This window comes from Nonomuraea indica (genome assembly GCF_002850745.1).
GTDB classification, from domain to species: Bacteria; Actinomycetota; Actinomycetes; order Streptosporangiales; family Streptosporangiaceae; genus Nonomuraea; species Nonomuraea indica.
Map to the genome: position 1 here is coordinate 126659 of NZ_KZ559477.1, position 23828 is coordinate 150486.

At 72.7% G+C, this 23828-nt stretch carries 23 protein-coding genes; 12 read left to right on the top strand and 11 right to left on the bottom strand.

The features are described 5' to 3' along the window. Window positions 1-87: 87 nt before the first annotated feature. On the bottom strand, window positions 88-729 hold the full coding sequence (locus CXR44_RS27590) for a TetR/AcrR family transcriptional regulator (protein ID WP_101789043.1): 642 nt from the start codon (window positions 727-729) through the stop codon (window positions 88-90). Window positions 730-797: 68 nt separating this feature from the next. On the opposite strand from CXR44_RS27590, the gene CXR44_RS27595 reads away from it, so the two are divergent. Further along, on the top strand, window positions 798-1538 hold the full coding sequence (locus tag CXR44_RS27595) for an ABC transporter ATP-binding protein (RefSeq protein ID WP_101789044.1): 741 nt from the start codon (window positions 798-800) through the stop codon (window positions 1536-1538). After that, window positions 1535-2278, top strand: coding sequence for an ABC transporter permease (locus CXR44_RS27600; protein ID WP_101789045.1), 744 nt, complete (start codon window positions 1535-1537; stop codon window positions 2276-2278). The genes CXR44_RS27595 and CXR44_RS27600 overlap by 4 nt, the downstream gene beginning before the upstream one ends. Window positions 2279-2384: 106 nt before the next feature. Here the strand turns inward: CXR44_RS27600 and CXR44_RS27605 are convergent, their stop codons facing one another. Next, entirely contained in the window at window positions 2385-3728 is a 1344-nt protein-coding gene (locus CXR44_RS27605) for a S8 family peptidase (RefSeq protein ID WP_245899481.1), read from the bottom strand. Window positions 3729-3920: 192 nt separating this feature from the next. On the opposite strand from CXR44_RS27605, the gene CXR44_RS27610 reads away from it, so the two are divergent. Then, window positions 3921-5978: a spermidine synthase gene (locus CXR44_RS27610; RefSeq protein ID WP_101789046.1), complete on the top strand. Its 2058-nt coding sequence runs from the start codon at window positions 3921-3923 to the stop codon at window positions 5976-5978. A gap of 59 nt (window positions 5979-6037) precedes the next feature. On the opposite strand, the gene CXR44_RS27615 is transcribed toward CXR44_RS27610, so the two are convergent. Next, complete coding sequence (locus tag CXR44_RS27615) at window positions 6038-7873, bottom strand: LCP family glycopolymer transferase (RefSeq protein WP_245899446.1); 1836 nt, start codon at window positions 7871-7873, stop codon at window positions 6038-6040. Window positions 7874-8004: 131 nt separating this feature from the next. Next, entirely contained in the window at window positions 8005-9078 is a 1074-nt protein-coding gene (locus CXR44_RS27620; RefSeq protein ID WP_245899447.1) for a neutral zinc metallopeptidase, read from the bottom strand. Between the two features lie 39 nt (window positions 9079-9117). On the opposite strand from CXR44_RS27620, the gene CXR44_RS39050 reads away from it, so the two are divergent. Together CXR44_RS39050 and CXR44_RS27625 are read left to right on the top strand one after the other, a co-directional pair. After that, entirely contained in the window at window positions 9118-9510 is a 393-nt protein-coding gene (locus CXR44_RS39050; protein WP_144070096.1) for a hypothetical protein, read from the top strand. A 223-nt stretch (window positions 9511-9733) separates the two neighbouring features. Continuing rightward, the gene (locus CXR44_RS27625; RefSeq protein WP_101789049.1) at window positions 9734-10603 is read left to right on the top strand and encodes a LysR family transcriptional regulator; all 870 of its coding nucleotides are present in this window, start codon (window positions 9734-9736) and stop codon (window positions 10601-10603) included. A gap of 115 nt (window positions 10604-10718) precedes the next feature. On the opposite strand, the gene CXR44_RS27630 is transcribed toward CXR44_RS27625, so the two are convergent. Together CXR44_RS27630 and CXR44_RS27635 are read right to left on the bottom strand one after the other, a co-directional pair. Next, on the bottom strand, window positions 10719-12095 hold the full coding sequence (locus tag CXR44_RS27630) for a sensor histidine kinase (RefSeq protein ID WP_101789050.1): 1377 nt from the start codon (window positions 12093-12095) through the stop codon (window positions 10719-10721). Window positions 12096-12110: 15 nt separating this feature from the next. Next, window positions 12111-12785 (bottom strand): response regulator transcription factor, encoded by a 675-nt coding sequence (locus tag CXR44_RS27635; protein WP_101789051.1) that lies wholly within the window; start codon window positions 12783-12785, stop codon window positions 12111-12113. A 128-nt stretch (window positions 12786-12913) separates the two neighbouring features. Between CXR44_RS27635 and CXR44_RS27640 the strand changes: the two genes are divergently transcribed. From CXR44_RS27640 to CXR44_RS27655, 4 genes are all read left to right on the top strand, one after another. Beyond that, window positions 12914-14092: a LolA family protein gene (locus CXR44_RS27640; RefSeq protein WP_101789052.1), complete on the top strand. Its 1179-nt coding sequence runs from the start codon at window positions 12914-12916 to the stop codon at window positions 14090-14092. Then, on the top strand, window positions 14089-15081 hold the full coding sequence (locus tag CXR44_RS27645; protein ID WP_180903727.1) for an ABC transporter ATP-binding protein: 993 nt from the start codon (window positions 14089-14091) through the stop codon (window positions 15079-15081). Before CXR44_RS27640 ends, CXR44_RS27645 begins: the two co-directional genes overlap by 4 nt. Continuing rightward, on the top strand, window positions 15068-16000 hold the full coding sequence (locus tag CXR44_RS27650) for an ABC transporter permease (protein WP_101789053.1): 933 nt from the start codon (window positions 15068-15070) through the stop codon (window positions 15998-16000). The genes CXR44_RS27645 and CXR44_RS27650 overlap by 14 nt, the downstream gene beginning before the upstream one ends. A 234-nt stretch (window positions 16001-16234) precedes the next feature. Beyond that, the gene (locus CXR44_RS27655) at window positions 16235-16429 is read left to right on the top strand and encodes a CsbD family protein (protein WP_101789054.1); all 195 of its coding nucleotides are present in this window, start codon (window positions 16235-16237) and stop codon (window positions 16427-16429) included. A 58-nt stretch (window positions 16430-16487) separates the two neighbouring features. Here the strand turns inward: CXR44_RS27655 and CXR44_RS41205 are convergent, their stop codons facing one another. Next, on the bottom strand, window positions 16488-16700 hold the full coding sequence (locus CXR44_RS41205; protein WP_245899449.1) for an EF-hand domain-containing protein: 213 nt from the start codon (window positions 16698-16700) through the stop codon (window positions 16488-16490). A gap of 321 nt (window positions 16701-17021) precedes the next feature. On the opposite strand from CXR44_RS41205, the gene CXR44_RS27665 reads away from it, so the two are divergent. Next, window positions 17022-17504: a hypothetical protein gene (locus tag CXR44_RS27665; protein ID WP_245899451.1), complete on the top strand. Its 483-nt coding sequence runs from the start codon at window positions 17022-17024 to the stop codon at window positions 17502-17504. 4 nt (window positions 17505-17508) lie between these two features. Here the strand turns inward: CXR44_RS27665 and CXR44_RS27670 are convergent, their stop codons facing one another. The 3 genes from CXR44_RS27670 to CXR44_RS27680 are packed head-to-tail and all read right to left on the bottom strand — an operon-like array spanning window position 17509 to window position 19788. Continuing rightward, entirely contained in the window at window positions 17509-18273 is a 765-nt protein-coding gene (locus CXR44_RS27670) for an ABC transporter ATP-binding protein (protein ID WP_101789055.1), read from the bottom strand. 2 nt (window positions 18274-18275) lie between these two features. After that, complete coding sequence (locus tag CXR44_RS27675; protein ID WP_101789056.1) at window positions 18276-19064, bottom strand: ABC transporter permease; 789 nt, start codon at window positions 19062-19064, stop codon at window positions 18276-18278. After that, a complete protein-coding gene (locus tag CXR44_RS27680) occupies window positions 19057-19788 on the bottom strand; it encodes an ABC transporter permease (RefSeq protein WP_219602015.1) in 732 nt (243 codons plus the stop codon). The genes CXR44_RS27675 and CXR44_RS27680 overlap by 8 nt, the downstream gene beginning before the upstream one ends. Before the next feature lie 285 nt (window positions 19789-20073). Between CXR44_RS27680 and CXR44_RS27685 the strand changes: the two genes are divergently transcribed. Next, window positions 20074-21054, top strand: a complete 981-nt coding sequence (locus CXR44_RS27685) for an alpha/beta hydrolase (RefSeq protein WP_101789058.1) — start codon at window positions 20074-20076, stop codon at window positions 21052-21054. 61 nt (window positions 21055-21115) lie between these two features. Continuing rightward, the gene (locus CXR44_RS27690) at window positions 21116-21958 is read left to right on the top strand and encodes a siderophore-interacting protein (protein ID WP_101789059.1); all 843 of its coding nucleotides are present in this window, start codon (window positions 21116-21118) and stop codon (window positions 21956-21958) included. A gap of 66 nt (window positions 21959-22024) precedes the next feature. On the opposite strand, the gene CXR44_RS27695 is transcribed toward CXR44_RS27690, so the two are convergent. Continuing rightward, a complete protein-coding gene (locus CXR44_RS27695; protein ID WP_180903728.1) occupies window positions 22025-23815 on the bottom strand; it encodes a tannase/feruloyl esterase family alpha/beta hydrolase in 1791 nt (596 codons plus the stop codon). Window positions 23816-23828 lie beyond the last annotated feature (13 nt).

Consider the following 23828-nt stretch of genomic DNA (forward strand, 5'->3'; position numbering starts at 1 on the left):
CGGCGGACGTCACGGTCATGCGACGGATCGCCGGGCCGGCGGACGTCACGGTCATGCGACGGGACGCCGGGCCGGCGGACGTCACGGTCACTCCACGGGACGCCGGCCGTAGCCGCCGATCCCCGACTCCAGCCGGTCGAACGCCGCCCGCGCCTGCTCACGGAGCGCGGCCAGGGCCTCCCGCCTGCCCTCACCCGCCGTCGTGCGGCGCAGCAGGTGGCGGCTGACCACCCGGGTCAGCCCGAGGATCTGGCCGGCCACCAGCTCGGGCGCGAGGTCGTCGGGGTCGGCGCCGGTCTCCTCGGCGAGGGTGGCGGCCAGGCTCATCGTGATCAGGTGGTCGATCTCGCGCGCCCGTGCCCGCAGTGACGGGCTCTCCATGATCAGTCTGCTGAAGACGTCGGCGCCCTCGTTGAACCCGTAGCGCCAGTCGCCCGCGTCCATCGCCGCGAAGTAGTCACGGCGGAAGGCCTCCACCACGCTCTCGCCCGGGGCGCGCTCGCGCACCACCCGGTCATAGGACTCCTGGAGCTCCTGCTCCCGGTCGAGGAACAGATCCTCCTTGGTGCCGAAGTAGTTGAAGACCGTGTTGACGGACACGTCGGCGGCGCGGGCCACCTCGGCCACCGTGACGTTGTCGAACCCCTTCGTCATGAACAGTCCCATCGCCATGTCGGCGATGCGTCGCCGCGTCTCCCGCTTCTTGCGCTCGCGCAGGCCCTCCTCCATACCCTCATGGTACCGAGTTTGCATCGACTCCAAAATTTCATCTACCCTAAATTTGGAGGCGATGAAAAATGATCGAGACACGAGGTCTGAGCAAGACCTTCAAGGGCGGCGCCGAGGCCGTCCGGGGCGTGGACATGACTGTCGAACGGGGCGAGATCGTCGGCTTCCTGGGGCCGAACGGCGCCGGCAAGACCACCACCATGCGCATGCTCACCACGCTCCTGCGGCCCACGGCCGGCACCGCCACCGTGGCGGGGCACGACCTGCTGGCGGATCCACGGGGCGTGCGCCGGCACATCGGCTACGTGTCACAGGGCGGGGGCGTCAACCTGGCCGCCCCCCTCGACGGGGAGCTCGTGCTGCAGGCCATGCTGCACGGCCTGAGCCGCGCCGAGGCGCGCGAGCGCGTCACGGAGGCGCTGGAGCGGCTTGAGCTCGGTGACCTGCGGCACCTGCCGGGAGGCGCGTTGTCGGGAGGCCAGCGGCGCCGCTTCGACATCGCCTTCGGCCTGCTGCACCGGCCGGCCCTGCTCTTCCTCGACGAGCCCACCACCGGGCTCGACCCGCAGAGCCGGGCCCACCTGTGGGACCACATCCGCGCCCTGCGCGACCGGCACGGCATGACCGTCTTCCTGACGACCCACTACCTGGACGAGGCCGACGCCCTCTGCGACCGCCTGCTGATCATCGACCACGGCCGGATCGTCGCCCAGGGCCGCCCGGCCGAGCTGAAGGCGGGCGGGCGCACCCTCGACGACGTGTTCCTGGACATCACCGGCCGGTCGCTGCGCGAGGGGGCGGCCGCGTGAGCGCGCTCGCCGCCGCGTCGCGCGAGACGTGGCTGCTGTTCCGCCACGGGTTCGACGCCACCGTGAAGCAGAAGATCGGCGTCGTCCTCGGCGCCATCCAGCCGATGCTCTTCCTCGTGCTGTTCGGGCCGATCTTCGCCACGATCGGCACCTGGGAGACGCTCGTGCCGGGCCTGCTCGTCCAGCTCGGGCTGATGAGCACGGGCCTGGCCGGGTTCGGCATCGTCATGGAGAGCAGGTTCGGGGTGCTGGAACGGATGCGGGTCACCCCGGCCAGCCGGCTCGCGCTGCTGCTCGGCCGGGTGCTCAACAACGTCGTCACGCTGGCCGTGCAAACCGTGCTGCTGCTCGCCGCCGGCTTCGCGTTCGGGATGCGGGTGCCGCCCGCCGGGCTGCTGGCGGGGTTCGTGCTCGTCATGCTGCTGGGGGCGGGGCTCGCGGCGCTGTCGTACGCGGCGGCGCTGACCATGAACGAGCACCTCTTCGCGCCGGTGATGACGACCGCGATCGTCCCGCTCACGCTGCTGTCGGGGGCGTTCCTGCCGATGTCGATGGCACCGGGCTGGTTGAACGCGCTCTCCTACGTCAGCCCGTTCCGGCACGTGCTGGAGGCGCTGCGGGAGCTGTTCGCCGGCCACTACACCGGTGGGACCGTCTTCCTGGGGGTGGCGGTGACGGTGGTCTTCGCCGTGGCCGGCCTCGTCGTCGGCACCCGGGTGTTCCACCGCGAGAACGCCTAGGAGCGGCCGGCCGCGCGCCCGGGCGCAACCGGCCGCGCGGCCGCCGGTCAGGGTCTCGGGCCGCCGGTCAGGGTCCCGGACCGGAGGTCAGGTGTCAGACCCGAGGTCAGGTGTCGGATCGGCGGCGCAGGGCGGCGAGGACGCCGGCCGGGTCCACGACGCCGTAGCCGTGGTCGTGGTCGAAGCCCAGCGCCCCACGGTCGTCGGCGGTGCGACGCAGCAGCGTGCGAAGCTGGGCGGGCGACAGCCGCGTGCACGGCCACCGGGTGCGCACCGCCGCCACCAGCCCGGCCAGGACGGGCGTCGCCGCCGAGGTGCCCGAGTCGGGCTCGGCCACGCCGAACGCCTGGGAGCCCGAGAAGTGCGTGTAGGCGCACAGATCGGGCTTGCGGTCGCTCAACCGGCCCGGCCCCTGCGAGGAGTAGCCGACCCGCTGGCCGCGGACGTCGACGCCGCCCACCGACAGCGCCTGCGGATGGGAGTTGGCGCCGACGATCGGCCGGTCGGGGAACGCGCACCGGCCGTCGCGGCACTGCCTGCCGCAGTTGCCCGCGGCGAACAGCACGTCGGCGCCCGCCTGGTCCAGCGCCGCCACCATCACGTTGAACGGGTGCGCCGGCCCGTCGGAGTAGTTGCCCGGATGCCCGACCGGGAAGTCCCACTCCGGCGAGAACGACCCCCACGAGTTGCTGATCACCAGCGCCCTGGAGTGCTCGGGCTGGGCCTGCAGCACCGCGCGCAGGTGCGCGAACGCCGCGACCGCGTCGGACAGCAGTCCGTCGATCGCCGACCCGCCGGGCCGCCTCGATAGCAGCACCGGCAGGTCGAGCACCGAGGCGCGGGGCGCGGCGATGAGCGCGTCGAACGCGCACATCGTGCCGTGGTCCACCTCGAACTCGCCCGGCCTGCCCCGCACGCCCGCGGGCGTCCAGCTCCGCGCGGCGTCGAGGGTGATGTCGCGGCCGAGCCGGCGGGCGGTGTGGACGGCGTTGACCCCGGTGTCGAGCACGGCCAGCGCGACACCGTGCCCGTCGAGGCCCTCGGCGCGCAGCTCCGGCGCGCCGATCAGCCGTTCGACGTCGTGCCAGTCGCCCACCGGCGGGTCGCCGCCGCAGGTGAGGCTGGACTCGATCACCGGGTCGGCGAACACGCCGGCGACATCGGGGCGCAGCGCCAGCAGCATCGCCACCCGGGTGGCCCGCTCGTCGTCGGCGATCGTGCCGCGCACCAGCACCGAGGCGTCCTCGGCGGCCAGCGAGAAGTCGAGCGGCCCGCGCAGCGAGAGCGGGTCGCCGCCCGCCGCCGGGACCGGGCGGGGCAGCGCCACGGGCGTGAAGCCGGCGTCGAGCTCGACGCCCGGCAGCCCGTCGGCGACGTCGGCGGTGCTCGCCGTGCGCTCGGGGTCGGCGACGGCGGCGACCAGGTCGGGGGAGGGGCGGAGCTGGATCATGATCCGCACGGGAATCACCACCGGAGAGCTGGGGGAAGGAACGTTCCAACACTCCTCCACCCCGCTCCCCGCGTCCAGCGGGGTGTAAGGGAAGTACCGCTCGAAACCACCACTATGCAGGACACGCGATCGATGATTTCTCCGGCCCGGCGACCTTTCGTGATCGTCCCACGTTCACTACGGTGAGTCGTCATGACGGTCCAGGCGCGAAAGCCGGTCTCCGAGGGCACCGACCACTGGCTGGCGGTCCGGCCGAGGCTCGTCCTCGCCAGCGGTTTCATGCTCTTCCTCGAACTGGCGCTGATCCGCTGGACCGGGTCCAACATCGTGCACCTGAGCTACTTCACGAACTTCGTGCTGCTCGGCTCGTTCCTCGGCATCGGGCTCGGCTTCCTGCGCGTCGGCAGGTCGAAGGGGCTCCCCTTCTACTCGCCGGTCGTCCTGTTCGGCCTGGTCGTCGTCGTGCTGACGTTCCCCGTCACCGTCAACCGCGACACCGAAGGGGTCCTGTACTGGACGAGCCTGCACACCGAGGGACCGCCCGCGTGGCTCATCCTGCCGGTCGTCTTCTGCGCCGCCGCGGTGGTGCTCATGGGGCCGGCGGAGCTGGTCGGCCGCTGCTTCCCCGAGCTGCCGCGGCTGGAGGCCTACCGATACGACCTGATCGGCAGCCTCGCGGGCATCGCGGCGTTCACGGCGCTGTCCTTCCTCAGCGCGCCGCCCCTCTTCTGGGGCATCATCGCGGCCGTCGCGTACGGGTTGCTGCTCGCGCCGGGGCGTGCCGCGTGGCGCGCGGCAGCGCGGCTCGTGCCGTACCTGGGGCTCGTCACCGTGCCGTCGCTGGCGGTGGTGTCGCTGCTGCTCGCCGAGTCGCTGACCGCCGGGGCGCTCTGGTCGCCCTACTACAAGGTCACCTACAGCCAGGGCCGGGTGCTGGACGTGCCGGTGACCGACATCGCCGTCAACGGCATCCCGCACCAGCAGGCCGTGCCGGCCGCCGCCCGGCTGCAGTGGGAGCGCCAGTACGGCCTGCCGTACGAGCGGGCCGTCGCGGCGCCCAGGGAGGTGCTCATCGTCGGCGCGGGCAGCGGCACGGACGTCGCCATCGCCCTGTCCAAGGGCGCCGGCCGGGTGGACGCCGTCGAGATCGACCCCAAGCTGCGCGAGCTGGGCGGCTCCACGCACCCCGACCGCCCCTACGCCGACCCGCGCGTCACCACGCACATCACCGACGGCCGCGCGTTCCTCGAACGCACCTCGGCCCGCTACGACCTGATCCTCTTCGCGCTGCCCGACTCGCTCACCCTCGTGTCGGGGGCCAGCTCGCTGCGGCTGGAGAGCTATTTGTTCACCGAGGAGGCCATGCGGGCCGCCCGCGACCGCCTCAAGCCCGGCGGCGCGTTCGCCATGTACAACTACTACCGCGAGAGCTGGCTCGTCGACCGGCTCGCCTCGACCGTGCAGGCCGCCTTCGGCCACCGGCCGTGCGTCGACGTGGTCAGCACCGCGGGCCAGCAGGCCGTCATCACCGCCGGCGTGACCCCCGCCGCCCAGCGGTGCGGCGCGCCGTGGGCCGGCGCCACGGCCGCGACCCCGCCGCCCGCCGGCGACGACCGGCCGTTCCTCTACCTCAAGGACCGGACGATCCCGCCCATCTACCTGATCACTCTCGGCCTCGTCCTCGCGGTCAGCCTGCTCGCGGTGCGCGTCGTCGCCGGCCCCTACCGGCGCATGCGCCCGTACGCCGACCTGTTCCTGCTCGGGGTGGCCTTCCTGTTGCTGGAGACCAAGAGCGTCACCGGGTTCGCGCTGCTGTTCGGCACGACGTGGGTGGTCAACGCGATCGTGTTCGCCGGGGTGCTGGTGGCGGTGCTCGCCGCCGTCGAGGTGACCCGCCGCTTCCGCACCCCGCCGCTGTCGGTCATGTACGGCGTGCTGCTCGCGGGGCTGCTGCTGGCCTGGCTGGTGCCCAACGCGTGGCTGCTGTCCCTGCCGCTGCCGCTGCGCGCGGTGGCGGCGATCACGGTGGCGTTCCTGCCGATCTTCGCGGCGAACGTGGTCTTCGCCAAGCGCTTCGCGGACACGGCCGACGGCACCACCGCGTTCGGGGCGAACCTGCTGGGGGCGATGGTGGGCGGCTGCCTGGAGTACCTCGCCCTGGTGATCGGCTACCAGGGGCTGCTGATCGTGGCAGCGGTCGTCTACCTGGGGGCCTTCGCCCTGCTGCCCCGCACCACGGCTCCGGCCTGACCCGCCCCTGACGGCCGAGGACCCCCTGCCCGACCGGCAGGGGGGCCTCGGCCGTCAGGTCAGAAGCCGCAGAGCTCCTCCAGCGACCTGGCCGACCGCTGGCTGTTGCGCGTGGGCGTCTGCTTGGGCGTCTGCGTGGGCCTGGCGGCCGACGCGCTGGGCGAGGCCACCCCGCTCGGGGCGGCCGAGCCGGTCGGGGAGGCGGCGGCCGCCACGGCCTGGCTGGGCGCCCTGGTCGAGTCGGCGATCGCCTTCGCCGCCGCGCGCCGGATCTTCAGCCAGTCCGGCGAGCCCGGCCAGAACTCCGGCGGCACGAACTGCATGCTGGTGATCTTGGCGCCCTTCACCTTGAGCGCCAGCGCGGCCAGCGGCTCCACGAGCTCACGGGGGATGTTCGTCTGCGCCAGCCGCTTGGTGGCTGAGGCGATCTTGGTGAAGTTCAGCAGGATCTTGTCCGGGGTGGCCTGCTTGGCGAAGGCGCCGATGACGCAGCGCTGGCGGCCCATCCGGGAGAAGTCGTCGCTGCCCACCCGGGACCGGCCGTACCACAGGGCCTCCTCGCCCGACAGCACCCGGGTGCCCGCCTTGATGGTGCCCGCGGTGCCGTACAGGCCGCCCCAGGGGACGTCCCGCTCGACGCGGATGCGCAGGCCGCCGATGGCGTCCACCAGGTCGGCGAAGCCGTACATGTTCATGAGGGCGTAGTAGTCGATCTTGAGGTTGAGCGTGTGGCCGATGGCGTCCATCAGCGCCCGCGGGCCCTGGTTCTTCTTGCCCATGATCTGCGGGTGGTCGTTGGCGTACTGCCACACCTCGTTGAGCAGGCCGCCCTGGCCGAGCTCGGCCATGAAGCCGTTGGGGAACTGCTTGCGCAGCGGCGAGGACGGCGGGAAGTGCACGTGCTGCAGGTTGCGCGGCAGGCTGAACAGCACGGTGTTGCCCGTCCTGATGTCCACGCTGGCCACGTTCATGCTGTCGGTCCGCATGCCGGTGCGGTTACTGGCCGCGTCACCGCCGAGCAGCAGGAAGTTGACCCGGGTCCTGCCGCTCCACGGGTCCTCCTCCTTGATCGGCTCGACGCCCGGCTCCGTGGGGATGCTGGGGAAGAGCGTGTGAAAAGTGTCCCGGGCGGCCAGCACCGTGTTGGCCCCCAGGGCGAACGGGGACATCACCGCGACGCAGAGCACGCCGACGAGGACGCCGGAGACGATCTGACCCTGCTGGTCGAGCCCGCTCGGGTTGAGCGCCACGTACGACGTGACGAGCAGTGCGAACCAGCACAGCGCGCCCACCGACAGCAGCACGACCGCCGTCACCATCATGCCGTCGCCGAGGAAGGTGGTGAGACCTTCGAGGCCGCGCACCAGCACGAAGGCCAGCGCGGCGACCAGCAGGACCGCGTACGCGCCGAGCAACCCCAGCCCGGTACGGCGGTGCCCGGCGCGCAGGTGAGCGGCGCCGGGCACGATGGCGGACAGGGCGGTCCAGCCCAGGACGGATCCCGCGTTGAGCGGTCTGGCGAAGCGCGGGGCGCCGGTGGGCATCCGGCCGGGGCGCTTGCCCGCCGCGTCGCCCGATACGGTGCCCGGCCTGTCGCCCGCGGGCTTCCGGCCGCCGCCGGGGGAGGCGCCGGACGTCCCCGGGGGGGCGGCGTCCGCCGGCCGTGGCCGGCCCGGCTCGGTGCGCCGCCCGGATCCCGACTGGCCTTTGGCCCGGGTGCGGCCCGAGCCGCCCTGGCCCGCGGACGGGGTCCTGCCCGCCTCGGCGGGACCCGGGGCGCCGGGAGCCGCGGAACCGCGGGCGCCGGAGCCGGGTTCGCCGCCTGACGTCGGGCGGGGGCGGCGGGCAGGGCGCCGTTTCCTGCCCCCGTTGTCAACCCCATCGCGCTTGCTCACGCCGCTCCTTCACACGCCTACCTGGCAAAACACTGTTTTGCCCCCCGTTGGGCACAAGATTGCCAGGATTCTAGCTCCCATAAGGGGACATCAGAGACATGTGCTCAAGCTGAGATGAACGCCAGGCGACATCATGACGTCGAGGAGGAAGGCGCCATCCAGGTATTGCACTGATAGGCCTGGCTGCGCTCCCAGCCCTGCCGGAACCACCGGTGGTTGTTCGCCGGGGAGCCGTGGTCACGCGGATAGCCGGGATGGTCGCCCACCTGGCCGTAGAAGGCGAACAGCCGCGACCGGTTCGTGGTCGTGACCGGATAGCTGGTCGCGACGGAGCGCATCCACATGCCGCCGAAACAGGTGGCCTGGAGCTCCAGCCTTCGGCTGAGCGCCAGCTTGCCGCTGCTGCTGGTGGAGTCGAGCGTCTGGCGCCACCACGAGTCCATCAGGCCCGTGATGTTCTGCACGTGGTGGCCGTACTCGTGGGCCATCATGCTGATGATCCCGCCGTGCCAGGAGATGATCTGGCCGTAGCCGCGCGACGTCGCGTTGCCCCTGGCCATCGCCGAGGTCGAGGCGTAGATCGTGTTGTTGCGCGGGCAGTAGTACGGCACGATGCCGCCCCGCGAGGGATAGTCGCCGCACGCGCCCCGGCCCCGGCCCGCCGCGATCGCGTAGCCCGGCGGGCTGAAGGCGATGCCCTGCCGGCGCAGGATCGGGCCCCACGCCCGGTCCATGCACGCGCCCGTCTTCAGGATCAGGGCCTTGAGCTGGGCGTGGTTGTAGATGTCGGCGTTGCCTGCCCGGCAGGACAGCCGGGGCAGGGCGCCCGCCCGGTAGACGGTGTTGTTCTTCAGGCTCGTGTTCAGCGTGGCCCTGGCGGGCTGCTGCGTGGTGTCCCGGGTGCGGGTCGGCGTGGGCCGCCGCGTGGGCCGCTCCGCCGGCGACCGGCTCTCCGTCCGCCTCGGGGACGTCTCGCGCTCGTACGGGGTGTAGGTGGGGATCGCCACCGGGGTGCCGACCTCGCTGCGCGAGGAGGTCCTGAACACCATCGAGCCCACGACGACCAGCACGAACAACCCGGCCATCGCCCCGCACACCAGGCCGAGCACCCCGGCCGCCCCCATGCCGGACCTCCTGCGCGGCGCCTGCGGCCAGCCGTGGCCCCGCGGCGGCATGGGCGGCCCCGGCGGCGGGACAGGAGGCATGGGGGGCATGGGCGGCGACGGCTGCTGATGCCGGACCTGATGAGGCGGCGGGGGAGGAGGCTGCTGGCCGTACGGGCCGCCGTGCCGCCCGCCCGCCCCGTACCCCTGCCCCGGGTTGGGCGGCTGCTGGGGGTACGGCGGCTGGGGATGGGACGGTTGCGGGTGGGGCGGTTGCGGCGGGCCGGGACGGTACGCGGGGCCCGGCGGCTGCTGCGCGGGCGCATGCGGCTGCTGCGGCGCGCCGTACGGCGGCTGCGCCGGCTGCTGGGGCGGCCCGTACGGCGGCTGCTGGGGCGGCGGGCCGTATCCGTGCCCCTGGCCACCGGAGGGATGCGGGGGCGGCGGGGAGCCGGGCCCGCCCTGCCCGCGCCCGGGAGGCGGCCACGGCAGCGACGGCGGACGCACCGGCGGGCCGTGCTCGGGAGGCGGTGAGGGATGCTGCCCGTTGCCTGTCACCGTGTCGCCCCCTGCGGTCACTTGTCCGACTCGCGTGACTCCTCCCGTCACGCTCCGGCCCTTTGCCAGATTTGGGCAGAAGCTTACTGATTTATCACCAGTCACGGATGTGACAGTGCTCGGTTACAGTCCGAAATCATTCGAGGTGATCTCCGCTATGTTCCGGACCGCGCGGTGGGCCGTGTCCTAGCTTTTTGCCATGAACCTCCAGCAGCTCCGCTACGTGGTCGCGACTGCGGAGCACCGCACCATGACCGACGCGGCCAGGTCGCTCTACATCGCGCAGCCCGCGCTGTCGCGTGCGATCCGGGACCTGGAACGAGAGCTCGGGATGACCCTCTTCGCCCGCTCCGGCCGCGGCGTGGTCGTCACCGCGCAGGGCCGCCGGGTCGTCAAGCTGGCACGGGAGGCGCTCGACGCCGTCCACGAGATCGAGGGCCTCGCCAGCCACGCCACCTCCGGCGACGCCGAGCTCCGCATCGCCGCCACGCCGAGCCTCGAGCCCGGCCTCGCCGGGCGGCTCCTGCCCGCCTACACCGCCGACCATCCCGGGGTGCGCATCCACATCGTGCGGTGCGACGGCCGTGACGCCGTGGTCAGCGCCATCCGCGACCAGCGCGCGGACATCGGGCTGACCGACCTGCCCGTGCCCGCCGACCTCATCACCCACCCCCTCGAACGCCAGGAGATCGTGCTGATCTCCCCGCCGAGCCTCAAACTGCCCAACCCCGTGCCGATGGGCAGGCTCGACGGCATGCGGCTGGCCCTGCCCGCCCGCGGCAGCGTCCGGCGCAGGGAGCTCGACGCCATGTTCGGCAAGTACGCCGTCAAACCGGTGGTCGTGCTCGAGACCGACGAGCGCAACGGCTGGCTCGGCGCCGTGCGCAGCGGCCAGGCGTCGCTGCTGTGGTACCGCGGGATGGCCGAGCAGGCCAGCCGGGCCGGTCTGGTGGTCCGCTCCCTCGACCCGGCCGTGCGCCGCGTCATCGCCCTCGTCCACGCGCGCCGCCGCCTGCCGCTCATCGCACAGGACTTCCTGTCCACCGCCGAACGGGGCACCGCCGCCTGACCCGGCCCGCTCGTCCGGCCCGCTCGTCCGGCCCGCTCGTCCGGTCCGCTCGTCCGGTACCCGAGACCGGCGCACGCCGCTCCCCGAGCGCGCGGCCCGTACCGATGTCCGGCGCTCAGCCGGCCACCGGCAGCCGCACCACCACGCGCAACCCCGGGGAGGCGTCCTCCAGATGCACCCCGCCCCCGTGGGCCCGCACCGTCTCCCGCACGATCGCCAGGCCCAGCCCCGCCCCGCCCTCGTCCCGGCTGCGGCCCGAGTCGAGCCGGGTGAACCTGTTGAACACCCGCTCCCGGTCCTGCTCCGGGATGCCCGGCCCGTCGTCGGTCACCGTCAGGACCCCGTCGGCGGTCAGCGCCACCTCGACCTTCGAGGTGGTGTGCCGGACGGCGTTGTCCACCAGGTTGGTCAGCACCCGGCTCAGGTCCAGCGCGTCACCCCGCACCACCACCGGCGCGCAGGCCGTCAGCCGCGCCTCGGCGTACCGGTCGAGGGTCTGCCGCACCACCGCGTCGAGGTCGACCGGCTCGCGCCGGGCGGGCACGCCGCCGCGCTCGTCCAGGCGGGCCAGCGCGAGCAGGTCCTCCGCCAGCCGGGACAGCCGCATCGCGTCCTCCAGGACGCCCTCGGCCGTCTCGCGCCAGTCCTGGCCCTCCGGATGGCCGAGGGCGACCTCCAGCTGCAGGCGGATGCTGGCGAGCGGGCTGCGCAGCTCGTGCGCGGCGTCGGAGACCAGCGCCCGCTGGCGCTGCTCCGCCTCCTCCAGCCTGGCCAACATGTCGTTGAGCGTGACGGCCAGCGAGTGCACCTCGTCACGCGCCTCGGGCACCGGCAGCCGGCGCGACCTGGCGGTGTGCGTGATCTCGGCCGCACCCTTGCGCAGCGCCGCGATCGGGCGCAACGTGCGGCCGATGACGAGCCAGCTCGCCACCGCCAGCAGGACGAGCAGCAGCGGCGTGCCCACGAGCAGCACCTTGCGGGCCGCCGCCAGGCTCTGCCGGATCTCGCCGACGGAGCGGGCGGCGACCACCGTCTGCCCGCGGTCGGCGCTGAGCACCACGGCCCGCAGCGTGCCCGGGATCGCGTACGGCCGGCCGTCCAGGTAGACCGCGTGGCCCCCGCGCAGCGCCCACGCCCTGGCCCGGGCGTCCAGCAAGGGCACCAGCCGGTCGGTGCCGTAGGTGACGTGCGTGATGCGGCCCGAGGCGTCGAGCACCTGCACGACCGTGCCGTCGTGGGTGGTGATGGGGCTGGTCAGCGTGCCGGCGTCGGCGTGCACGCGCACCGTCTGCGCCTGGCTGCGCAGCGCGTCGTCGACCGTGTCCACCAGTGTCCGGTCGAGCACGTTGAGCAGTACGACGCCCGACAGCGCCAGGGCGGCCGCGAGCACCGCGCCGGCCACCACGGTCAGCCGGAAGCGCAGGCTGCGCCGCCGCCACCAGATGTGCGGCGCGTCAGCCACGGCCGCCGGCCGCCAGGCCGGCCCCCTCATGAGCGGTCACCGTGCTCACCCGCCGTCGCCCGCCAGCCGGTAGCCCGCGCCGCGCACGGTCTGCAGCGCGTTCCTGCCGAACGGGGCGTCGATCTTGCGCCGCAGGTAGCCGACGTAGACCTCCACCACGTTCGGGTCGGTGTCGAAGGTGTCCCACACGTGCTCCAGGATCTCCGCCTTCGACACCACCTCGTCCCGCCTGCGCAGCAGGTACTCCAGCAGCGCGAACTCGCGCGGCGTCAGCTCGACGGCGCTGTCGCCGCGCTGCACCCTGCGCCGCGCCGGGTCGAGCGACAGGTCGCCCGCCGTCAGCACGGCCGGCCGCCGCCCCGCGTCGCGCCGCAGCAGCGCCCGCAGCCTGGCCACGAGCACCACGTACGAGAACGGCTTGGTCAGGTAGTCGTCGGCGCCCAGGTCGAGCCCGTCGGCCATGTCGTACTCGCCGTCCTTGGCCGACAGCATGAGGATCGGCACCCAGTTGTCCTCCGCGCGCAGTTGCTTGCACACGTTGTAGCCCGACAGCCTGGGCAGCATGATGTCGAGCACCACGACGTCGTAGTCGCCCTGCCTGGCCTGGTGCAGGCCCTGCTCGCCGTCGTGGGCGAGATCCACGGCGAAGCCCTCCGCCTGCAGCCCGCGCTGCAACGCGGCGGCCATGCGCCGCTCGTCCTCGACGACCAGAACTCTCATGCGCTGCATCCTCCCGTGCCGCCCCTGAGACCACGCTGAGAAGGCTGAGAGGCGTCTCAGACAGTCTCAGGTTCGCCTAAGGATGCATCACGCAGGCTCTGCGTATCGACATACCGTTAAGGAGTGAGATGCGTAGAGGCACGTTCGTGAGGTGGGGTGTCCCGGTCGCGGCGGCGGCCGTGATCGCGGCCGCGGTCGGCGCGGGGCCGGTGATCGCCGCCGTGGGCGGCCCCCCGGCGCTCCCCGAGCGCTCGGCGCAGCAGCTGCTCGCCGACGCCCTGGCCGCCGCCGAGAAGAGCCCGCCGCCCATGTCGGGCACCGTGCAGCAGACGGCCTCGCTCGGACTGCCCGCCCTCCCGGCCGCGGGCGCGGGCTCACCGGTGGCGCTGCTGTCCGGCTCGCACGAGGTCAAGGTCTGGTACGGCGCCAACGGCAAGTTCCGGATCGCCATGCCGACCCAGCTGAACGAGACCAACCTGATCGTCAACGAGGGCCAGGCCTGGTACTGGGACAGCGCCGCCAACACGGCCACGAAGCTCCACTGGCAGGGCGGCGCACGGCGGTCGCCGGCCCCGTCGGCGCCGGCCGCGACCCACGCCGACCTGACGCCGCAGGCGGCGGCGGAGAAGGTGCTGGAGCAGGCGGGCGAGCACACCGCGATCCGGGTCATCAACACCGCCGAGGTGGCGGGCCGCCCGGTCTACCAGCTCGTGCTCGCGCCCAAGGACGACGGCTCGCTGGTGCAGGAGGTGCGCCTGGCCCTCGACGGCGAGACGTACGTCCCGCTGCAGGTGCAGGTGTACGCCAAGGGCGCGGCCGAGCCGGCCTTCCAGGTGGGCTTCACCCAGGTGACGTTCACCCCGCCCGCGGAGGAGAACTTCACCTTCACCCCGCCCGCCGGCGCCAAGGTCGAGGAGCGCTCCCTCGGGGCCGACGGCGAGGCGGGCAAGGAGACGCGCCCCGGCGACGCCGACAGGGCCGCCCGTGGCCTGAAGGTCGTCGGCGACGGATGGACGCGGGTGGCCGTGGTGAAGGCGTCGGCGGCCGACCTTACGGGAGGCACGCCGTCGGACGGCGAGCGGCAGGGCGAGCGGCAGGGCGAGTGGCGGGGTCACGGCGGTGACGAGGCCGACGGTCGCGCCGTGGTCGCCGACCTGCTCAAGAAGGCCACCCCGGTGAGCGGGCCGTGGGGCTCGGGCCGGCTGATCAGCACCAAGCTGGTCACCGCCCTGCTGACCGACGACGGGCGCCTGCTCGTCGGCGCCGTCACGCCGGAGGAGATCACCGAGGCGGCGGGCGTCAGGTGACGACCGTCACGCACGAAGCGGGGGCGCCCTCCGGGGCGGCCCCGCCTTCCGGCCCGGCGGCGCCCGCGATCGTCACGCGCGGGCTGACCAAGCGGTTCCGCGGCGGCCAGGTCGCCGTCGACACGCTCGACCTGAGCGTGCCACGCGGATCGGTCTTCGGCTTCCTCGGGCCCAACGGCTCGGGCAAGACCACGACCATCCGCATGCTGCTGGGCCTGGTCGCGCCCACCTCCGGCGAGCACGCCCTGCTGGGGCTGCCGCTGGCCGCGGCGCTGCCCCGGGTCGGCGCGCTGGTCGAGGGGCCGGCGTTCTACCCGTACCTGTCGGGCGAGGCGAACCTGCGCCGGTTCGACGCGGCCGACCCCACCGCGCCGGCCGCCACCGTCCGGCGGCGCGTCGGTGAGGCGCTGGACCGGGTGGGGCTGACCGCCGCTGCGGGCAAGCGCTACCGCAACTACTCGCTCGGCATGCGCCAGCGCCTGGCCATCGCCGCCGCCCTGCTCGGACCGCGCGAGCTTCTCGTCCTCGACGAGCCGACCAACGGCCTCGACCCACAGGGCACCCGCGAGGTGCGCGCCCTGGTCAAGGAGATCGCCGCCGACGGCACCACGGTCTTCGTCTCCTCGCACCTGCTGGCCGAGGTGGAGCAGATGTGCACGCACGCGGCGGTGATGCGGGCCGGAAAGCTGGTCGCCCAGGGCACGATCGCCTCGCTCAGCGGCGGTCAGCCCGTCCGCGTCCGGATCGAGACGCCCGACGCGGCCGCGGCCGTCCGGGTGCTGGCCGCGCTCGGCCTGGCCGGCGTCCACATCGGTGCGGTGGAGGGCGGCACCGAGGTCACCGCCGAGCTGGGCGGGCACGCGCCCGAGCGGATCAACGCCGCCCTCGTCGGCGCGGACGTGCCCGTGCGCGGGCTCGCGGTCGTCCGGCCGAGTCTGGAGGACGTGTTCGTGGGACTGACGGGAGAGGGATTCGATGTCGACGGCTGAGACCGAGATCCGGCGCGCGCCGGAGCCCGCCACGATCGTCGAGGCCGGCCCCTCCGCCGAGGGGCGTCCGGCCGCCGCGCCCGCCCCTGTGGCGCGGGCGCGGTGGACGTTCTGGCGGCTGCTCGGCTCGGAGCTCGGGCTGACGTTCCGGCGGCCGCGCAACCTGGTCATGCTGGGCGTCCTGGCCGCCGTGCCGGTCCTGCTCGGCGTCACGTTGCGCCTCATGACGGCCGACGACGAGGGCGGGGTGGGCGGGATCATCGCCGCGGCCGCCGGCAACAGCCTCATGCTGACGTTCGCCTCGCTGTCGTTCCTGGTCACGCTGCTGATGCCGGTCGCGGTGAGCGTGGTGGCGGGCGACGCCGTCGCGGGGGAGGCGGGCGCCGGGACGTTGCGCTACCTGCTGGCCGCCCCGGCCGGCCGCACCAGGCTGCTCGCGGTCAAGTACCTCAACGCCGTCGTGTACGGCTTCGCGGTGACCGCGGTGGTCGCGCTGGCCGCGCTGGTGACGGGCCTGGCGCTCTTCCCGGTCGGTCCGGTGACCCTGCTGTCCGGCACCACGGTGCCGGTCGCCGAGGGGCTGCTGCGCATCCTCGTCAGCGTCGGGTACGTCGGCGCCGGGATGGCCGCGCTGGCCGCGGTGGCGCTGGCCTTCTCGACGTTCACGGAGGTGTCGATCGGCGCGATCGCGGCCAGCGTGGTGCTCGTGGTCGTCTCGCAGGTGCTGCGGGCCGTCCCGCAGCTCGACGGTCTGGCCGGCTACCTGCTGCCGACGTGGTGGAACGATTTCGACGGGGTGCTGCGCAGTCCCGTCGACACCGCCGCGCTGGGGGAGGGGCTGCTGGTGTTCGGCGCGTACGCGCTGCTGTTCGGCTCGGTCGCCTGGGCCCGCTTCACCGGCAAGGACATCACGTCCTGAGCCCCGCCGCCTGAGCCGCACCGTCTGGGCCGCACCGTCTGAGCCGCGCCGCCTGAGCTCGTCGCGCCGTCGCGGGCAGGGCCGGAGAGCCGACCCCCGCGCGGCTCTCCGGCCTCTCCTCCTTGCCCGGAAAATGTCCCCTTATGAGTGGTGTGGGCAGGTTCACACCGGTGTTTTCGCGCCCGATCCTCGGTAAGGGGAAGTGCCTCCGCAGCCGACGAGAAAGGCGGGCACATGGGGACCGAGGACAAGTTCTCCCACAAGGCCGAAGAGCTCAAGGGCCGCGCGAAGGAGAACATCGGAGAGGCCACCGGTGACGAGGAACTGCGCGCCGAGGGCCGCGCCGACCAGACCGAGGGCGGCCTCAAGCAGGCCGGCGAGAAGCTCAAGGACGCCGGCAAGAAGGTCAAGGACGCCTTCAAGAAGTGACATCGACCCGGCTCACGGCGGAGACCACGACGAGGTGGCCGCCGCCGTGAGCCGTTCGCTACGGCATGACGCGGACGAACTCCTCCAGCGAGAACCGTCCGTCGCCGTCGGCGTCGGCGCTGTCCTCCAGGGCGCCGAGCGCCCCGGCGGGCAGGTCCGGGAAGTGCGCCCGGAACTCCGCCTCGGTGATGAACCCGTCGCCGTCCCCGTCGATCGACTCGAACTCCCGCTTGAGCCGCGCCAGCCGCTCGTCCGCTGTCTCCGCCGACACTTCGCCCGCCTTTCTTCGCGTACGGGGACAAGCTAGCGGGCCGGCCCGCGGAGCGGCCGGCCGGTCCGACACCCGGACAGGACATCGGCGACGTGGCCTTCCCGACCGTGAGGACCCGGACCGCGTTCCACGGCCGGGCGGAAGATTGCCGATGCTGCGCCCGGAGCCTGCCGGGGACTCCCGGCGCGCAGGCCGGTGGCAGCGGGACAGGAACGTTCTTCCGGGACGGGCACAGGGTCCTGCCGATACGGAGAGTTGATCAATTCCTGGTGGATTGGCACCGAATGTCGCTATGGTTCGTCCCGACCGCGTCGACATGAGGTGAGAACGTTGCGGCATCTTGGTGGGTTCGTCCTCGGGCTGGTGGCGACGGCGGCCCTGCTCGCGGGCGCCGGCTGGGCCGTCCAGCAGGCCATGGCCAACACGCAGGCCCCCGCCGGGCAGCCGCTGTGGATCGCGCTCGGCGCGATGGCGGCCGTGGGGCTCGTCACCGGCCTGGTGACGGCCGGCCGCGTCTCGCCGCTGGCGGCGTTCGTGCCGTCGATGGCGTTGCTGGCCTGGACGGTCGTGTACGCGCTCGACATGAACCGCGCGCTGTCCTTCATCCCGGCCGAGCCGTCGATGCACCAGATCCTCCGGGACGCCGGCGCGGGAGCCAGGACGCTGCTGACCAGCGGCGTGTACGCGCTGCTCGGCGTGGCCATGTTCATCCCCGTCCTCATGCCGTCACGCTGGGCGCGCCGCGACGACTACGAGGACGAGGACGAGGACTACGAGGAGAGCCGCCAGGGCGGCTACTACTGACCGGCTACCGGGGGGCGCGCTCCGGCGGGACCCCGGCCGTGTAGAGGCGGGTGACCACGTCCTCGATCGTCTCCCCGGCGGGGGCGGTGGCCATCAGGTCCTCCAGCGTCCCGTCGAACGCCAGCCGCCCGTGGTCGATGAGCATGACCCGGCGGCACAGCCGCTCGATGTCGCCGAGGTCGTGCGTGGTCAGCAGCACGGTGGTGCCGCGTTCGGCGTTGAGCCGCCGCAGGAAGTCGCGGATGCCCGCCTTGCTCACCACGTCCAGCCCGATCGTGGGCTCGTCGAGCACCAGCAGGTCGGGCGCGTGCAGGAGCGCGGCGGCCAGGTCGCCGCGCATCCGCTGGCCCAGGCTGAGCTGGCGCACCGGCGTCCGGAGGAACGGCCCCAGGTCGAGGGTCTCGGTGAGCGCGTCCAGCCGCTCCCGGTGGGCCCTGCGATCTACTTTGTAAAGGAGCCGGATCAGTTCGAAGCTGTCGCGCAACGGCAGGTCCCACCACAGGGTGGTGCGCTGCCCGAACACCACGCCGGTCCGCCGGGCGAGCGCGGTGCGCCGGCGCGACGGGTCGAGCCCGGCCACCCGGACGGTGCCCGACGTGGGCGTGAGGATGCCGCACAGCATCTTGATCGTGGTGGACTTGCCGGCCCCGTTGGGGCCGAGGTAGCCGACGAACTCTCCGGCCTCGATGCGGAACGACAGGTCGCGCACGGCGTGCACCGTCTCGCGCCTGACCTTGAAGGAACGGCCGGCGCGGTCGAGCTCGATCATGTTCAACTCCCCGTGGATCGGTAGTGCCGCAGACCCTGCCGCCAGGCCAGGGCGGCGAGCAGGGCGAGGACGACGGCCGCGGCCGGGCCGAGGAACCGCATGAAGCCGGGCGTGCCGAACGGGTCGGCCCGGTCCAGCACGTACAGGCCGGGCTGCCAGTTGACGAACGCCAGCGGCAGCACGTAGGTCACCCCGCGCACCAGGTCGCGCCCGTAGGCGCTGAACGGATACTGGGTGAGCTGGCCGCTGCCGTAGGTGAAGGCGTTGGTCACCTCCGGCGCGTCGGTGAGCACGAACTGCGCCGCCGCCGCCAGGGTCCACAGCGAGGCGAAGATGACGATGCCTGAGACGATCATGACCGGGAGCATCCAGAGCCGCCCCGGGTCGAGGTCGAGGACGGCCAGCGCGTAGCCGAGCACGACGGCGGCCTGCAGGACCCGGCCGATCCGGCTGGGCATGAAGCGGTCGGTGGCCATCTGGATCCACGGGCTGACCGGCCGGATCAGCATCGCGTCGAACGTGCCGGCCTTGATGTGCTGGCTGATCCGGTCGAGGTTGCTGACGAACATGTCGCACAGCGAGAACGCCACGCCGGCGACGCCGTACAGGAAGAGCGCCTCGTCACGGGAGAACCCGGCGAGGCTGGTCGTGTTCGCGAAGATCACCAGGATGACGGCCACGTCGGTGGCGGTGATCACCGATCCGAGCAGCACCATGAGCGCGAACGAGGCGCGGTAGGCCATCGCGGCGCGGGTCCATGCCCACACCAGCACGAGATAGCTGCTAACCACCCTGGATCACCACCTTGTGGCGGATCGCCCGGGTGCCGAGCGCTCCCAGCGCCAGCAGCGCCACGGCCCAGAAGGCCTGCAGCGCCAGCGTCCGCGGGACGTCGGCCGTGCCCATGTAGACGTCGGCCGGCGCCTGCACCATGGCCGCGAACGGCGTCGCTCGTACCACCTCGCCCAGCGGGCCGGGGACCAGCACGAGGGGGACCATCATGCCGCTGCACGGGGTGGTCAGGACGAGGGAGAAGGCGTTGGCGCCCCGGTCGTCGACGAGCCAGCAGACCGACAGGGCGACGAGGTAGCGCCAGGCGAAGCTGACGGCCCACCCGGCGGCGAACGCCGTGAGGAACGCCGCCCAGTGTCCCGCTCCCGCCGGCCACACGATGCCGAACAGCGCGGCGCCGAGCAGCAGGGGCGGGATGCCGCGCGCGAGGGCGAGGTAGCCGGCCCGGCCCAGGTCCTCGGCCATCGACCAGAGCTGGAGCGAGGCGGGGCGGACCAGGTCGAGCGCGATGTCGCCGCTGCGGATGCGCTCGGGGACGGTCAGCCCGCCGCCGAACAGCTGCATCGGGCCGATGAACGCCTGGGTGATGAAGCAGAACGTGACGGCGTGGACGACGTCGTAGCCGGCCAGGCCGGGCCGGGCGTCCCACAGGGCGATGAGGACGTAGGCGCGCAGCACGCCGAACACGCTGTTGGTGAAGGCGCCGGCCAGCGCGGCCCACACGTAGGTGGCGTGTTTGCGGAATCCGTACCGGACGAGCCGGGCGTAGAGGGGGATGGTGGCGCACCTCCGGATGGTGATGGCGCGGTGACGTTCCGTGCCTGAGCCCGTGCACGGGCCTGCTGATGGGAGCGCTGGATTATCTGCCGGAGCGGCGCGGGAGCGCAAACGGATTTCCGGCTGGGAGGCCATCCGATACCCGGGTGAAATATCCCGTTTAGGGATGAGTTTCTTACTCGCCGGTAGATCGCTGTTCTGGAGGGAAGGAGATCTCCTGGAGGACAGAACATGCACATCGACAGGGACGTCGCTCCGGACTATCCCCTCAGCTGGCAGGCCCGTGCGCTCACGGGCCTGATGCGCGGCACGTTCAAGCCGGCGTCCAGCCTCCTCATGCGCCACGGCCTGGCGCTCGACTGCGCGGCCCGCATCGGCGAGCTCACCCGGTGGGTGCCGATCCGCCCGCCCGGCCACGTCACCATCACCTCCGCCGGCTTCTCCGCCTGCGGCGGCGAGTGGGTGCGCGCCGGTGAGGACGCCGAGCTGGACGAGGGCAAGGCGCTCCTGTACTTCCACGGCGGCGGCTACTTCGCCTGCTCCCCGAGCACCCACCGGTCGATCACCTGGCGGCTGTCGGCGGCGGCGCGGCGCCCCGTCCTGGCGCTCGACTACCGGCAGGGCCCGGTGCACAAGCTGGCCGACTCGCTGGACGACGCGCTGGACGCCTACCGGTGCCTGCTGGACCAGGGGTACGCCGCCGGTGACGTCATCCTGGCCGGCGACTCTGCGGGCGGCCATCTGGCGCTCGCCACGCTGCTCGCGCTGCGCGACCAGGACGTCCCGCTGCCGGCCGCGGCGATCTGCCTGTCGCCGTGGGCCGACCTGACCGACTTCCCGCGCCGGGCCAACCGCTGGCAGGATCCCCTGCTGTCGGCCGGCCGGATCCGCTGGCTGGCTCGCCGCTGGACCTCCGGCCTGGACCCGCGCGATCCGCTGGTCTCCCCGGTGCTGGGCGACTTCACCGGACTGCCCCCGATGATGATCGTCACCGGCTCGACGGAGGTGCTGCGCGACGAGGCGCGCCGGGTGGCCGTGCGGGCGCGCCAGGCGGGGGTGCCGGTGACGTACGAGGAGTGGCCGCGCATGCCGCATGTCTTCCCGCTGCTGGCCGACGTGCTGCCCGAGGCGCGGCACGCCTTCCGGCACATGGCGGGCTTCCTCGACGCGGTGGCCGCCTTCCGCGCCTCCGGCGAGGCCGCCGCCGCATGAACGGTGCCCTCCGGGTATAGGTTAGGTATACCTAACCTATTGTCGCGCGGAGGAGCCGTTCATGCCAGACAAGCCGGTAGACCACCACCGCGGTGTCGTCGTGCGCACCGAGCGGCTCACGCCGCACATGATCCGGGTGGTGGTCGGCGGTGACGACCTGCGCGACTTCGCGCTGTCGGGGTGCACCGACCACTACGTGAAGCTCGTGTTCCCGCACGAGGGCGTGGACTACCCGGTCCCGTTCAGCGTCGCGAACGTGCGCGCCACCATGCCGCGCGAGGTGTGGCCCCGGCTGCGCACGTACACGGTGCGGGCGTGGGACGCCGAGACGCGCGAGCTGACGATCGACTTCGTGCACCATGGCGACAAGGGGCTGGCCGGGCCGTGGGCGGCGCGCGCCCAGCCGGGCGACGAGTTGCTCATGCTGGGGCCGGGAGGCGGATACGCGCCGAGCCCCGAGGCGGGCTGGCACCTCCTCGTGGGCGACGAGAGCGCGTTGCCGGCCATCGCCGCCTCGGTGGAGGCGCTGCCCGCCGGCGCCGTCGCCCACGTGCTGGTCGAGGTGGACGGGCCGGCCGACGAGCAGAAGCTCGACTCGGTGGGCGACGTGCGGCTGACGTGGCTGCACCGGGACGGCCGCCCGGTCGGCGAGGCGCTGGCGGAGGCGGTGTGCCGGCTGGACTTCCCCGAGGGCGACGTGCACGCGTTCGTGCACGGCGAGGCCGGGTTCGTCCGCCGGCTCCGCCACCACCTGCGCGTCGAGCGGCGGGTGCCGCTGGAGCGGCTGTCCATCTCCGGCTACTGGCGGTCCGGGGTGGACGACGAGGCCTGGCGGGCGGTCAAGAAGGCGTGGAACGCCCAGATCGAGGCCGAAGAGGCCGCCGCGCTCGGCGCCGCGGAGTGACTCATGGGCGGGTGACCGAGGTGCTGGTGGCCGACCGGCCGGCCTCGCCCGCCCGCCCCTCGCCAGTCAGCGCCAGGAGGCGGATGTCACCGCGCGATAACTGTCGGGATCCGCCGGGTCTCCCGTTCCGCTGAATCGGGGAACAAGCGGGTAGGGATAGAGCGGAATCGCTTCGTCACCCGCGGCGGACGGAGAAGACCGTCTGGCGATGATCTTCTCCGGGGGAGTTCCGCGTTCGACCCAGGTCTCGAGCGCGGACAGCGCGTCGAATCTGTCGTAGCCGGCTCCGCCCGAGCAGTGCGCCATGCCCGGTACCTGGAACAGTCTCGCGAAGGCCTGGGTCGCGGCCAGGCCGCCGCCGGCCTTGATGAGCCGCTTGTAGTAGTCGACGGTGGCTGCCAGGCTGATTCCTTCGTCGGCGGTGCCATGGGTCATCAGCAGCTTGCCGCCGTGCTTCTCGAAGCTGCCCAGGTCGGTCGCGGTCGCGTTGTAGACCTTCGCCATCGCCTCCATGTCGGCGGGATCCTTGTCGAAGTCGAAGTTCTGGGCCGACTTGTCGTCGCCGTCGGACTGCCTGGAGTACGCCATGTACCTCAGCCACTGGTCGGCGCCGTGTTGCACGAGTGGCGTGCCGGGCACCTCGGGCATCGCGGCGAGCCAGGGAGTCGCGTTCAGTTCCGAGCCGGGCGTCTGGCCCGCGGGGTAGATCACCTGCCCCTTGGAGTCCGCCGGGGGTGCGTACAGCTTCCTCAAGGCGTCGATCTGGGCCTTCGAGAAGCAGTTCCGGTCGGAAAGCCCGGATCGGTCGCATCCCATGGCGGCGAGGTCCGGCTTGCATGCGGCTGGATCATTGAGGATGCCGTCCGTGCGTCCGTCCGCCCCGTCGCACTGGCCCAGGACGGACGTGTGAAGCGCCTTGAGGTCGGCGGGGCTGAACAGTGTCCTCCCGTTCTTGCCGAGCGCCTGCGCCTGCCAGGAGAAGGAGGTGCTCACGCGTCCCTGGTAGTCCAGCACCGGTGCGCTGGCCAGGATTCCGTCGAACTCGGCGGGGTAACGGGACGCGTACCGGACCGCGGAGTTCCCGCCCTTGGAGCAGCCGACCACGTACGAGTACGCCGCCGGCTTGCCGTAGTAGGCAGCGACGATCTCTTTGGACAGCAGCGAGGCGACGTGGTTCGCGCGATAGGCGAAGTCGTGCCGCGCCGCGTTGTCGCGGTGGGCCCACGCGGCCTGGAAGCCGGGGGAGCCGTCGTGCCCGCCGTTCGTGGTCACCACCGCGTACCCCCGGGACAGACCTGGATCACATGCCGACGAGGTCACTGTCCCGCAGAATCCTGCGCACGCGACCAGCATGAACCGGCCGTTCCACGCCTTGGGGTCCGGCAGGCGCAGTTCGAAGGACACCTGCGGGGCGACGTACCCGGACACGACGCAGTGTCGCGGTGTCGGGACGGTCTTGTCCTTCAGGTCGGTCATGACGGCGCCACCGGCGTCGAACGCCGAGATGGTCGTGTTCCCGGCAGCCGCTTCTCGAGCCGACAGCAGCATCGCGTCGCCGGCGTCGTCCTTGATCCATTCGCCGGCCATGGCGGCGCAGCCGGGCTTCTTCCCGTCGAACAGGTTCTTGTAGGCATGTCGACCGGAGGCGGCCTCCTGCTCCATGATCTCTGCCTGGGGGTCGGCGGCTGATGTCGCGCCGCCGGTCGCCCCGTCCGCCGCGTGCGTGCCGGCCAGTGGGGGCATGAGCAGGGCGGCGAGCACGGCAGCGCAGACGTGGCGCCACCGGTGATACTTCTTCCGTCCGGCGACCTGGCTGCCGGTCGGCTTACCGCCCGGAGCGTGGGCAACGATGTTCATCCGCCTTCTCTCT